This window comes from Pseudomonas sp. D4-21 (assembly GCF_051132125.1).
GTDB lineage: Bacteria > Pseudomonadota > Gammaproteobacteria > Pseudomonadales > Pseudomonadaceae > Aquipseudomonas.
Genome location: NZ_CP071664.1, coordinates 4,517,115 through 4,530,360 on the forward strand (window position 1 = coordinate 4,517,115; position 13,246 = coordinate 4,530,360).

At 61.1% G+C, this 13,246-nt stretch carries 10 protein-coding genes; 3 read left to right on the plus strand and 7 right to left on the minus strand.

Annotated elements, in window-relative coordinates; all coding sequences use genetic code 11:
• Window positions 1–64 precede the first annotated feature (64 nt).
• The 3 genes from J3Q04_RS20270 to treP form a co-directional block, all read right to left on the minus strand.
• Window positions 65–1,288: a maltoporin gene (locus J3Q04_RS20270; protein WP_434609737.1), complete on the minus strand. Its 1,224-nt coding sequence runs from the start codon at window positions 1,286–1,288 to the stop codon at window positions 65–67.
• Window positions 1,289–1,431: 143 nt separating this feature from the next.
• Window positions 1,432–3,078, minus strand: coding sequence for an alpha,alpha-phosphotrehalase (gene treC / locus J3Q04_RS20275; RefSeq protein ID WP_434609735.1), 1,647 nt, complete (start codon window positions 3,076–3,078; stop codon window positions 1,432–1,434).
• Between the two features lie 62 nt (window positions 3,079–3,140).
• Window positions 3,141–4,583, minus strand: a complete 1,443-nt coding sequence (gene treP / locus J3Q04_RS20280) for a PTS system trehalose-specific EIIBC component (protein ID WP_434609733.1) — start codon at window positions 4,581–4,583, stop codon at window positions 3,141–3,143.
• A gap of 234 nt (window positions 4,584–4,817) precedes the next feature.
• On the opposite strand from treP, the gene treR reads away from it, so the two are divergent.
• Window positions 4,818–5,522, plus strand: coding sequence for a trehalose operon repressor (gene treR, locus J3Q04_RS20285; protein WP_434609731.1), 705 nt, complete (start codon window positions 4,818–4,820; stop codon window positions 5,520–5,522).
• A 330-nt stretch (window positions 5,523–5,852) separates the two neighbouring features.
• On the opposite strand, the gene guaA is transcribed toward treR, so the two are convergent.
• From guaA to J3Q04_RS20305, 4 genes are all read right to left on the minus strand, one after another.
• Entirely contained in the window at window positions 5,853–7,430 is a 1,578-nt protein-coding gene (gene guaA, locus J3Q04_RS20290) for a glutamine-hydrolyzing GMP synthase (protein WP_420764167.1), read from the minus strand.
• Between the two features lie 79 nt (window positions 7,431–7,509).
• Window positions 7,510–8,979, minus strand: coding sequence for an IMP dehydrogenase (guaB, locus tag J3Q04_RS20295; RefSeq protein ID WP_420764166.1), 1,470 nt, complete (start codon window positions 8,977–8,979; stop codon window positions 7,510–7,512).
• A 151-nt stretch (window positions 8,980–9,130) separates the two neighbouring features.
• Entirely contained in the window at window positions 9,131–9,679 is a 549-nt protein-coding gene (locus tag J3Q04_RS20300) for a sugar ABC transporter ATPase (protein ID WP_434609727.1), read from the minus strand.
• 70 nt (window positions 9,680–9,749) lie between these two features.
• Window positions 9,750–10,517, minus strand: coding sequence for a sulfite exporter TauE/SafE family protein (locus J3Q04_RS20305; RefSeq protein WP_420764164.1), 768 nt, complete (start codon window positions 10,515–10,517; stop codon window positions 9,750–9,752).
• 216 nt (window positions 10,518–10,733) lie between these two features.
• On the opposite strand from J3Q04_RS20305, the gene xseA reads away from it, so the two are divergent.
• Together xseA and J3Q04_RS20315 are read left to right on the plus strand one after the other, a co-directional pair.
• Window positions 10,734–12,113 (plus strand): exodeoxyribonuclease VII large subunit, encoded by a 1,380-nt coding sequence (gene xseA / locus J3Q04_RS20310; RefSeq protein WP_420764163.1) that lies wholly within the window; start codon window positions 10,734–10,736, stop codon window positions 12,111–12,113.
• 3 nt (window positions 12,114–12,116) lie between these two features.
• Window positions 12,117–12,938, plus strand: coding sequence for a peptidoglycan DD-metalloendopeptidase family protein (locus tag J3Q04_RS20315; RefSeq protein ID WP_039592103.1), 822 nt, complete (start codon window positions 12,117–12,119; stop codon window positions 12,936–12,938).
• Window positions 12,939–13,246 lie beyond the last annotated feature (308 nt).

Here is a 13,246-nt window from a genome sequence, read left to right on the forward strand (position 1 = left end):
CCTGCTGCTGTCTGTTCTTTTTCGCATCTCGGGCACGCAGATCAGCGACCCGCGCCTGCACGGGTCACTTCCACCAGTATTCGACCTGCAGGCCCACGTTGGAACCATGTCGCGCCCCACCAAACGCACCGGTGTCGGACAGCGCCGAACCGGCCGCCAGCTCATTGGCTGCTCGCTGGGCCGCCGCGTTCCAACTGGCGTAGGTGTAATAGAGCCGTATTTCCGGGCGCGCCCAGAATTCCGGGCCCTTGGGCGACCAGGTGGGAGCAAAGGTGAATTTGCTCAGCTTGCGTGTGCCATCGTTGGCCTGCACCTGGTCATGGCCCAGTTCGGCCACCAGCTTGAACTGATCGGTGATGGCGTACGCCGGGCGAACCCCCAGTGACAGCCAGTCCTGGTCGGTGCCGTCGGGGCGTATGTTCTTCTCGTACACCGCCTGCACCTGCCCGCCGAAACGCGGCGTGACCTGCCAATCGAAAAACTCCACCAGACGATAGCGCTTGTTGCTGTCGTCCAGCCCCGTGTCGCCGGTATAACCCAGCCCAGTTCCGGGCCCCTCGCCGTATTGCAAGGCCAATTTATTCTTGCCGCCCAGGAAGTCCTGCTGCACGTGCTGGGCGGTCAGGGCCCAACCGCGGTGGGCGTCGCGACGGTTCGCCCGATCGATGAAGCTCAGGCCAAATTCCAACTCGCCGCCAGGGTTGGTCCTGAAACCGGCGACGTTGAAGTCGTGCCGGTTGACCGGGTCTTTCTGGTAGAGGTTGTCCTTGCGCGAGAAGGCGTAACTGTATTTCAACCCGCCGATCAACACGTCCTCGATCCCGCCACCGGTGGCGCTCTGGTTCCAGTAGTAAAAATCCGAAATATGGATGTCGTTGCGTTTGTAATACCGCCGCCCGGCCCACAACGATCCGCCGTTCAGGCTGGGCATGTTCGACCATTGGGCATACATCTGCGGCATGCGCGCCGCGCCGTTTTCACCCTGGAAGGTCGGCGCGAGGTCGTAGCGGTTGTACAGCGAAGCCATGCCGTCCACGCTCAACACCGAGCCATCGTCGAGGGTGAACAAGTCCTGGCGCAGCTCCAACTCCCCGTACTGCTCGCACTCGTTGCCCAACCGATATTTAGTCTGCGCCCCAGGCAGTTGGAAACAGGATTGGGAACGGCCATTGGTCGCGCTGCCGACGCCACTGCGCAAATAACCGGAAAACTCCAGCGCCTGGACCGGGAACGGCAGCGCCAGGCAGATACAGGACGCGGCAAGGCCACGGTTTATTATTGTTTTCATACGCCTCTCCATTGTTTCTTATTGTTTTTTGCTCCGTGACTTCCCCCCTTGTTTGCCGTTTGGCCGACGACAAGGGGCTCACGATGCGTCTGGCGCAACGTGTTCGCTTTCAGGCATTGCCTGGGTCAGAGGAAGTTTTTTATTCAGTCGCTCAGGTGCAGCACGAACGACTCGTAGGGCCGCAGGCGCAGCCGTTGGTATCGGTGTTCACCCGCTTCGTAGTTGCCAATCACCCAGCGCTGTGTCGTCTCTTGGGTGAGGATCCCTTCGGGCAGCTCCACCTCGCAGTTGCCCCCATAAAAATGGCTGACCACCAGCAGACGCTCTCCCTGCCCTTCGCGCAGGTACACCCACACGTGCGGATGTTCGGGCAAAAGCAGGCGATAGACGCCGTCCTGGATCAAGGCTTCGCTGCGGCGCAGGGCGATCAGCTCGCGGTAGAAATGCAGCACCGAGGTCGCGTCTTCTCGTTGTTGCTCGACATTGATGAAAGCGGCGTTGGCAGGCACGCCAATCCAGGGTTCGACCCGACTGAAGCCCGCGTGCGGCCCGGCACTCCATTGCATCGGCGTGCGTCCGTTGTCTCGGGACTTCTGCATGATTGGCGCCATGGCCTCGGCTTCGGGAACTCCGGCGTTGCGCTTGAGGCGATAGATGTTCAGGGTTTCCACATCGCGGTATTGCTCGATGTGATCGAAATCCGGATTGGTCATGCCCAGCTCCTCGCCCTGGTACACGAACGGCGTGCCTTGGAGAAAATGCAACGCCGTGGCGAGCATCTTCGCCGAAGGCACGCGGTACTCACCGTCATCACCGAACCGCGACACCACCCGCGGCTGGTCATGGTTACACCAGAACAGCGCATTCCAACCGCCACCGGCCTGCATGCCGCTCTGCCAGTCGGACAGGATGCGTTTGAGCTCGAGAAAATCGAAGTCGGCCCGTACCCACTTTTGCAGGTTCGGATAATCCACCTTCAGGTGATGGAAATTGAAGGTCATCGACAGTTCCCGGGAGGCCGGGCACGAATAACGGACACAGTGCTCGAGGCTGGTGGACGACATCTCGCCAACATTGATCAGGTCGAAACCCTCGAAGACTTCCCGGTGCATTTCCTGCAAGTAGCGGTGAACGTTGGGACCGTCGGTATAGAAACGTCGACCGTCGGTGTGGTCGTCAGGAAAGTCGGCTGGCTTGGAGATCAGGTTGATCACATCGAGACGGAAGCCTCCCACGCCCTTGTCCCGCCAGAAACGCATCATCTTGAACACTTCGGCGCGGACCTGGGGGTTATCCCAGTTCAGGTCGGCCTGGGTATGGTCGAACAGGTGCAGGTAATATTGGCCGGTCTGGGCTTCGTACTCCCAGGCCGACCCACCGAACTTGGACTCCCAGGTGTTCGGCTGGTCCCGCCAGATATAGAAATCGCGGTACGGGTTATCGAGGCTGCTGCGGGCGGCCTGGAACCAGGGGTGCTCGATGGACGTGTGATTGACCACGATGTCGAGCATCAGCTTGATACCGCGCTTGCGCGCCTCGGCGATTAATAACTCGCAGTCGGCCATGGTGCCGTAGCTGGGGTCGATGGCGTAGTAGTCACTGATGTCGTACCCATTGTCCCGTTGCGGCGAACGCAGGAACGGCGTCAGCCACAGGTAGTCCACACCCAGCCAATGCAAATAGTCGAGCTTGTCCACCACCCCCAGCAAATCACCGGTGGCCTGGCCGCCATGGCTGTAGAAACTCTTGGGGTAGATCTGGTAGATCACCGAGCGTTGCCAGTCTTGCATGTGCAAATCCTTCAGTCTGTTTGGTACTGGCCTTGCGGGCCTCATCGTGCAAGCACCCGGTGTCAGGCCACCCGATACCCCGGCCGAACGATCTTCATGCTCAAGGCGCAGGTCAGGGCAAAGGGCACGCTCATGGCGATGACCATGCCGACCACGAACATCGGTATGTAGTCCGGCACGATGGAAATGAACCCCGGCAGGCCTCCCACGCCAATCGCCGAGGCCTTGATCTTGTTCAGCGACAGGAAAATGCAGCCCAGGGCCGAGCCGGCCAGGGCGCAATAGAAGGGAAATTTGTAGCGCAGGTTGACCCCGAACATCGCCGGTTCGGTGATGCCGAAATAAGCGGAAATCGCCGAGGTCGACGCCATGCTCTTGTCCCGCGCATTGCGGGTCATGTAGAACACTGCCAGCGCCGCGCTGCCCTGGGCCAGGTTGGACATGACGATCATCGGCCAGATGAAGGTGCCGCCCTGGGTCGAGATCAATTGCAGGTCCACCGCCAGGAACATGTGGTGCATGCCGGTCACCACCAGCGGCGCATAGAGCAGGCCGAAAATCGCCCCGCCAATCACCGGCGCCAGGTCGAACAGCGCCACCATGCCTTCGGTGATCAGGATGCCCAGGTGCCGGGTGACCGGACCGATGATGGCGAGGGCCAGCACCCCGGTGATCACAATGGTGGTAATGGGGATCACCAGCAATTGGATGGCGTTGGGCACCCTGGCCCGCAACCATCGCTCGATCACGCTCATGACATAGGCCGCCAACAGGATCGGGAGAATCTGGCCCTGGTAGCCGACTTTCTCGATCCGGAACCAGCCGAAGATATCGAAATACGGCAGGCTCTGGCCTTCCAGCCCCGCTACCGCCTTGCCGTAGTTCCAGGCGTTGAGCAGGTCTGGGTGGACAAGCATCAGACCCAGCACGATGCCGAGGATCTCACTGCCGCCGAAACGCTTGGCCGCCGACCAGCCCACCAAGGCCGGGAGAAAGACGAAGGAGGTATTGGCCATCAGGTTGATCAGGCTCCAGACGCCGTCCAGGTTCGGATAGGCATCGAGCAACGTTTGCCCGGCAATGAACATGCCCTTGGCGCCCAGCAGGTTGTTGACACCCATCAGCAGGCCGGCGATCACCAGGGCGGGCAGGATAGGCATGAACACATCGGACAGCACCCGCACCAGGCGCTGCATCCCGTTGCCCTTCTGCGCGCCCTGGCGCTTGACGTCGGCGATGGTCGCGGCGGCCAGGCCCGTCAGCTCGCGCAGGGCGGCGTAGACCTTTTCCACCTCGCCCGGGCCAATGACCACCTGGAACAGGCCACCGGTGAAAAACGAGCCCTTGACCAGGTCGATCTGGTTCAGCGTGGCACTGTCCACCCGCGCCGCGTCATTCAGGGACAGGCGCAGGCGCGTCACGCAATGGGCGGCCTGCTCGATATTGTCGACGCCACCCAAGCTGTGCAGCAGCTCGCTGGCGATTCTGGAGTAATCGTGGCTCATGCTTTTTTCTTCCGCGTCATTCTTGTTATTGAGAGTCGACAGCACGTGGAAGAGAAAGTACTCGTCTGTACGAGTTAAATCAACAACTCGTACAGACGAGTTATGTTTTTGTTTATGATGAGCCCAGAAACGTCCTACGCTCATGTCGTCAAACGGTGACAGCCGGATGGACAAATCCCCCACTTGGCCCGTAAGGTTCCGCCCCGGTGAACAGCGCGGTACAGAGCCCTCTCCATGAGCAAATACAACCAGATCTACAACGATCTGCTGACCAGCATTACCACCGAACGCCTGGAGCGAGGCGCCCGCCTGCCCTCCGAAACCGAACTGATGGACAGCTATCAGGCCAGTCGTGGCACGGTGCGCAAGGCCATCGAACAGCTCCAGGAGCGCGGCTTCGCCCAGAAGATCCATGGCAAGGGCACCTTCGTGCTATCGACCCAGCCGATCGAATTCCAGCTCGGCGGCATCGTCAGTTTCCAGGAGACCTACCCGCGCCTGGGCAACGATGTCAGTACCAAAGTGGTCGAGTTCAGTCAGTTACCCTTGGAAGGAGCGCTGCTCGAGCACATCAAGGCCCCCGTCGGCAGCCAGATCACCCGCATCAAGCGGGTCCGGCGAATCGACGGCAAGCGCGTGATCCTGGACATCAACCACTTCGTCAGCGACGTGATCCCCGGCCTGACCCGCGACATCGCCGTGCAGTCGATCTACGCCTTCATCGAACAGACCCTGCAACTGCAGATCGCCTACGCCCAGCGCACCATCGAAGCGGTCCGCTGCGGCAAGGACGACCAGCAACACCTGGACCTCGAAGGCCAGAGCCATGTCATCGTGGTGAGTAACCAGACCTTTCTCCAGGACGGTCGGCAGTTCGAGTACACCGAATCGCGGCATACGCTGGATAAGTTTTATTTTTCGGATGTGGCGCGGCGGTGAGGTCGGCGATGGCCGTCCGAGCGACAGATAGGGCATCATTCAGTTGTGTCAGGTTGCTCCTGCGCGCTTGGATTGGGGGCGCTTCGCACCCCAGCGGGAGCAAGCTCCCTCGCCACGGTTTGTGTTTGGCGGGCAATGACGCGAGCCTTTCAAGTCTCATCACGTCAGTGACAAAGTGCTGATCCCGCAATAGAGGGATCTGGAAGCCGACCGCGTGCTGGCGCGGACCGACTACAAGGAGGTGCCGAACCCCAAAACGCCAAAAGCCCGCAATTAAGCGGGCTTCAGGGTGTTGCTTGCTAGAGGCTACCGGTCAGCGCCGGCGCCCCATCACTCCCACTCAATCGTCGCCGGCGGCTTGCTCGACACGTCATACGTCACGCGAGAGATGCCTTCGATTTCATTGATGATCCGCCCGGAAACGGTTTCCAGCAGCTCGTACGGCAGGTGTGCCCAGCGAGCGGTCATGAAGTCGATGGTTTCCACGGCGCGCAGGGCCACGACCCAGGCGTAGCGACGGCCATCGCCGACCACGCCGACCGATTTCACCGGTTGGAACACCACGAATGCCTGGCTGACCTTGTGGTACCAGTCGGCCTTGCGCAGTTCTTCGATGAAGATGTGGTCGGCGCGACGCAGCAGGTCGGCGTATTCCTTCTTCACTTCGCCGAGGATCCGCACGCCCAGGCCCGGGCCCGGGAATGGGTGGCGGTAGACCATGTCATACGGCAAGCCCAGTTCCAGGCCGAGGCGACGCACTTCGTCCTTGAACAGTTCGCGCAGTGGTTCGACCAGCTTCAGGTTCATCTCTTCCGGCAAGCCACCAACGTTGTGGTGGGACTTGATCACGTGGGCCTTGCCGCTCTTGGCGCCGGCCGACTCGATCACGTCAGGGTAGATGGTGCCCTGGGCGAGGTACTTGATGTTGTCCAGCTTGCAGGATTCGGCATCGAACACGTCGATGAAGGTACGGCCGATGATCTTGCGTTTCTTCTCCGGGTCGGACTCGCCGGCCAGGTTGTTCAAGAACTGCTCTTCGGCATTGGCGCGAATCACCTTGACGCCCATGTTCTCGGCGAACATGGCCATCACTTGCTCGCCTTCGTGCAGGCGCAGCAGGCCGTTGTCGACGAAGACGCACGTCAGCTGGTCGCCGATGGCCTTGTGCAGCAGTGCGGCAACCACCGAGGAATCAACGCCGCCAGACAAGCCCAGCAATACGTTGTCGGTGCCGACCTGGGCGCGGACCTGGGCGATGGCGTCTTCAGCGATTTTCGACGGAGTCCACAAGGCTTCGCATTCGCAGATGTCGAGGATGAAGCGCGACAGAATGCGGCCGCCCTGCTTGGTGTGGGTCACTTCCGGGTGGAACTGCACGCCGTAGTAGCGACGCTCGTCGCTGAACATGCCAGCGATCGGGCAGCTCGGGGTGCTGGCCAGGATGTGGAAGTCTTCAGGCATCTTGGTGACTTTGTCACCATGGCTCATCCACACGTCGAGGCCGAACAGGCCGTCGGCGTCGATATGATCCTCGATGCCGTCCAGCAGGCGGCTCTTGCCGACCACGTCGACGCGAGCGTAACCGAACTCACGCAGGTCGGAACCCTCGACCTTGCCGCCCAGCTGTTCAGCCATGGTCTGCATGCCGTAGCAGATGCCGAACACCGGTACCCCCAGGTCGAACACCGCTTGCGGGCAACGCGGGCTGTTGGCTTCGTGCACGGACTCGGGGCCGCCGGCGAGGATGACGCCTTTCGGAGCGAATTCGCGAATCGCTTCGTCATCCATGTCGAACGGATGCAGTTCGCAGTACACGCCGATCTCACGCACGCGGCGGGCAATCAGCTGGGTGTACTGGGAACCGAAGTCGAGGATCAGGATGCGGTGAGCGTGAATGTCGAGGGCCATGACTCATTCTCATGTAGTGAATCAGAAACAACTCGGGGCTGAATGAACAGCCCCGGTGATTAACGTTTTGCTGGAAGCCTTAACCTACGCGGTAGTTCGGCGCTTCCTTGGTGATCTGCACGTCGTGTACATGGGACTCGGCCATGCCGGCGCCAGTGATGCGCACGAATTCCGGCTTAGTGCGCATCTCTTCGATGTCAGCGCTGCCGGTGTAGCCCATCGAGGAACGCAGGCCGCCCATCAGTTGATGGATGATGGCGCTCAGGGTGCCCTTATACGGCACGCGACCTTCGATGCCTTCCGGCACCAGCTTCTCGGCACCCGCGGAGGAGTCCTGGAAGTAACGGTCGGACGAACCCTGGGCCTGGGACATGGCGCCCAGCGAACCCATGCCGCGATAAGCCTTGTAGCTACGGCCCTGGAACAGTTCGATCTCGCCCGGCGCTTCTTCGGTACCGGCGAACATCGAACCCATCATCACGCAGTAGGCACCGGCGACGATGGCCTTGGATAGGTCACCGGAGAAACGGATACCGCCGTCGGCGATCAACGGCACGCCGGTGCCTTCAAGGGCAGCGGCGACGTTGGCGATGGCACTGATCTGCGGCACGCCGACACCGGCGACGATACGGGTAGTACAGATCGAGCCTGGGCCGATACCGACCTTGACCGCGTCGGCGCCCGCTTCGGCCAGGGCCTTGGCGGCAGCGCCGGTGGCGATGTTGCCGCCGATCACCTGTACGTCGGGGAAGTTCTGCTTGACCCAGCGCACGCGGTCGATAACGCCTTTGGAGTGACCGTGGGCGGTGTCGACCACCACCACGTCAACGCCAGCGTTGACCAGGGCGGCGACGCGGTCACCAGTGTCCTTGCCGGTGCCGACGGCGGCGCCGACGCGCAGACGACCCTGGTCGTCCTTGCTGGCCAGCGGGTAGGCCTTGGCTTTTTCGATGTCGTTGACGGTCATCATGCCCTTGAGGGCGAATTTGTCATCGACGATCAACACGCGCTCGATGCGGTGCTTGTGCAGCAATTCGCGGACGTCGTCCTTGCTGGTGCCTTCCTTGACCGTGACCAGGCGCTCTTTAGGCGTCATCACCTGGCGAACAGAGGCGTCCAGGCGGCTTTCGAAGCGCACGTCACGGGAAGTAACGATGCCGACGAGGTCGCCATCGTGCAGCACCGGAACGCCGGAGATGTTGTGCATGCGGGTCAGTTCGAACAGATCCCGGACCGTGGCGTCAGCCTCGATGGTGATCGGATCCTTGACCACGCCAGCCTCGAACCGCTTGACCTTGCGCACTTCGGCGGCCTGCTGTTCGATGGTCATGTTCTTGTGGATGATACCGATACCGCCTTCCTGGGCCATGGCAATGGCCAGACGGGCTTCGGTCACGGTGTCCATGGCGGCGGAAACCAGGGGGATATTCAGTTCGATGCCACGGGTGAGACGGGTTTTGAGACTGACTTCGTTAGGCAGCACCTCGGAATAACCGGGCACTAGGAGAATGTCGTCGAAGGTCAGAGCTTCTTGGCTGATACGCAGCATCGCGGGGGCTCCCGAGCGGGAAAATGGAAGCGCGCCATTATACTCATGCACCCCGTCTGGCTCAATGTAAAACTCTGTCTATTATTGGCGGGGTGATTGACGGGCTAAAACCACTGTCCTTGTGGTACACCAAACCCTGTGATGTACCTATCTACAACTCCACCTTCACCCAACTCACCGGCTGATCCAGCCAGTCGGCGAATTCATCAAGAAACCCCTGCTTGAACCCCGCCTCCAGCCAGTTATTGAAGATGAACCCCAGGTTGGAGAACGCGCAGGGTTGTAGGAACAGGAAGCCATTGATGTCATCTTCATGCCCACACTCGGGGCAGGTGAAGTTATCGGTACGCCCTGGCATCCAGTCTTCCAGGCTTTCGAATAGCGCTTCGCCAATCTCCCGGCGACACTCAGCGCAACCGGCTTCTTCAAGAAAGCCCTTGGCCGGCGTATAGATGCAGCGCTTGGTGATGATCTCCAGGCCATTGATCGGCTCGCCGAACGGCAAGGCTTCGGGGTGCATGACCACGTCGCGCGCACCGGGAGCGATGGCGTGGGCCATGCGATTGCCGGTGCGGCCGCAAGTGGTCAATTGCTCTTCGATAATGTTCTTGCGCACCAGCCAGCGCACGATTGCCCGGGCCCGAGGCTCGTGGACCGGCAGTGTGGAGATTTTCGGGACGATAATGCTTTGCGAATTCATGGCGAGGCCTGGCTGTTTCCCTGGCAGGATCTGATAAAAGGCCGGCAGCTTAATCCCTGGCCGTGCCAGGTCAAGCACTCAGGTAACGGCCGATCAACGCCAGCCCGCTGGCGAGCACCAGCCAGGTGACCAACCGCACGAACGCTTCGCGCGACATCTTCAGGGTCAGGCGACGCCCCACCCACAATCCCAGCGCCATGGCCGGCAATAAACACAGCGCCAGTACCAGCAAGGGTAGCTCGGCATACACGCCCGCAATGACAAACAAACTCAAGCGCACCACAGTGCTGCAACTGATCAGCGCACTCTGGGTCGCCCGCGCCGCCTCCTTGGGCAAACGGCTGTTCAGGTAGATGGCATATAAAAAGCCGCCACTGCCAAACAACGCTCCGAACATCCCGCCCACCGTGCCCATCGGCAACGCCCACAATGAAGATAACTGCTTGGGCCTGGTTTTTATCAACAGGCTGTAGATCGCATAGGCGCTAATAAACAGCCCCATCAACAGCAGCAAAAGATCTGACTTGAGGTTGAGCAGGAAAATCACACCCAAGGTGCACCCCACAGCCATGCAGGGCAGCAACCGCAGCAGCTCCGGCCGGGACACGTCCCGCCGCGACGGCAACAAGTTGCCAAAGGCGGCGACAAAATCCAGCAAGACCAATAGCGGGACAATCTTCGACAGCGGCATGAACAACAGCAGGATCGGCGCAGCCACCAGGGCGGTGCCGAACCCGGCGATGCCGAACACGATGTAGGCCAGGACAATGGCCGAGGCGATTACCAGCCATTCCATCGGGGCAAATGCCCACTGGCCCAACCATGGGAGAAGATTCATCCGGCACTTCCTTGATGAGGAGAGCGGGGACTTTAGCCAGATGTGTCGGGGCATATCCAGTATTTGTGCTGACTGGGCTACTGCTATCGCGAGCAAGCTCCCACACTGGATCTTCGGTGCGACATGGATCCCCTGTGGGAGCGAGCTTGCTCGCGATGCAGACAACCCGGTCTAATTGTCTGCACACCATTGGCGAATCCCCTTATCATGCCGCCCATGATTAAAGATCCCTTTGCCCGACTGGGCCTGGACCGCGAGGTCCTGACTGTCAGCCAACTCAACGGCCGTGCACGGGTGTTGCTGGAAGACGTGTTCAGCAACATCTGGGTCGAGGGCGAGATCTCCAACCTCGCCCGCCCGGCTTCCGGCCACGTGTATTTCACCCTCAAGGACAGCGGCGCCCAGGTGCGCTGCGCGCTGTTCCGGCAGAACGCCGCACGGGTGCGCCAGGCCTTGAAGGATGGGTTGGCGGTGAAGGTGCGCGGCAAGGTCTCGCTGTTCGAGGGCCGTGGCGACTATCAACTGATCCTCGACACCGTGGAACCGGCCGGCGATGGTGCCCTGCGCCTGGCCTTCGATGCCCTGAAGGAAAAGCTCAGCGCCGAAGGGCTGTTCAGCGCCGAACGCAAAGTGCCGCTGCCGGCCCATCCGCAACGCATCGGCATCATCAGTTCGCCCACCGGCGCGGTGATCCGCGACATCATCAGCGTCTTCCGCCGCCGCGCGCCGCAGATTTCCCTGACCTTGATTCCCACCGCAGTGCAAGGCCGAGAAGCCACCGGGCAAATTGTTCGCGCCCTGAAACTGGCCGATGCCCGCGGCTTCGACGCGCTGATCCTGGCCCGGGGCGGCGGTTCGCTGGAAGATTTGTGGTGCTTCAACGAAGAAGCCGTGGCCCGGGCGGTGGATGCCTGCGTCACGCCGATCGTCAGCGCCGTCGGCCATGAGACCGACGTATCCATCAGCGATTTCGTCGCCGATGTGCGTGCCCCGACCCCGTCCGCCGCCGCCGAACTGCTGGCACCGGATGCCGGCGACCTGGTCCGCCGGGTTGAAAGTCTGCACCGCCGGTTGGTGATGCGCATGCGTGACCGGCTGATGCGCGACCAACTGCGCCTCGAAGGTCTTACGCGGCGCCTGCGTCATCCCGGCGAACGGCTGCGCCAACAGGCCCAGCGCCTCGACGATCTGGACATGCGCATGCGCCGGGCCTTCGAGCGCAGCCTCAACACCCGCCGCGAAAGGCTGATCCGCCTGGAAACCCGTCTGGCCGGACAGCATCCGGGCCGGCAATTGGCCATGTTGCGTCATCGCCTCGACAGCCTTGCCGAACGCTTGCCCCGGGCGATGCGCGAAGGGCTCAAAACGCGACGCGTGCAGTTGCAAAACCAGATGCAGACGCTGCACATCGTCAGCCCGCTGGCGACCCTTGGTCGTGGCTACAGCATCCTGCTCGACGAGCGCGGCCATGCCATCCGCAACGCCGGGCAAACCCAGATGGGCCAGCGCCTGACCGCCAAGCTCGGCGAAGGCGAACTGCTGGTGCGGGTCGAAGACAACCACCTGACGCCAGTCACCCTTTCTTTATTGGATTGATTCATGCCGCGATTCCTCGCTCCGCTGCTGTTGCTGTGCCTGACCTTCAACGCCCACGCCGACAGCTACATCACCCGCCTGTTGAACAAACCGGTGCCCGGCGGTGTGGCCGTGGTGGACCTGGGCAGCGCGGCCCAGGCGCCAAAAGCCACCTACCAGGGCAAACCGGTGCTGGTGGTCAAGGAGCAACAGAACTGGCTGGCGATTGTCGGCATTCCGTTGACGGTACAACCCGGCACGCAGCAGATCAGCAGCGGCGGCAGCACTCAGCCCTTCGTGGTCGGTTACAAGAAGTATCCCGAGCAGCACATCACGCTGAAGAACAAGCGTCAGGTCAACCCTAACCCGGCGGACCTCAAGCGTATCGACGCCGAGCTGGCGGTGCAGTTGAAGGCCTACCGCAGCTTCAGCCCGAACATCCCCAGCAATCTGTTGCTGGATAAACCGGTCAACGGCCCGCTGTCGAGCAAGTTCGGTGTGCGCCGTTTCTTCAACGGCGAAGAACGCAACCCCCACGCAGGCCTGGACTTCGCCGTGCCCGCCGGCACACCGATCAAGACCCCGGCCGCCGGCAAGGTGATCCTCACCGGCAACTATTTCTTCAATGGCAACACGGTATTCGTCGACCATGGCCAGGGCTTCATCAGCATGTTCTGCCACATGTCGAAAATAGATGTGAAGGTCGGCCAGCAGTTGGCCCGTGGCACAGTGGTCGGCAAGGTCGGCGCCACCGGCCGGGCGACCGGGCCGCATATGCACTGGAACATCAGCCTGAACGATGCTCGTGTGGATCCGGCGATTTTTATCGGGGCGTTTCAGCCCTGAGCATTTCGGTCAGGCTACTGGTCTCTTCGCGAGCAGGCTCGCTCCCACATTGGGATCTGCGTAGACCACAACATTGCAACCACAAAGATCCCTTGTGGGAGCGAGCCTGCTCGCGAAGACGCAGGCCCTGGCACCACCATCCTTGGAATTGCCGAGCCCTAAATATCAGCGCAATCCTTTGAGCCTATTCTGACCGCTTACGCGATTAAATCTCGCAAACCCATCCAAAAACAGAACTTCTCCCAATTTTTTCCGACTGCTTGCAACCCCCCGTCCACGCGGTTAGGGTTGAGGGCATGAAAACCTCT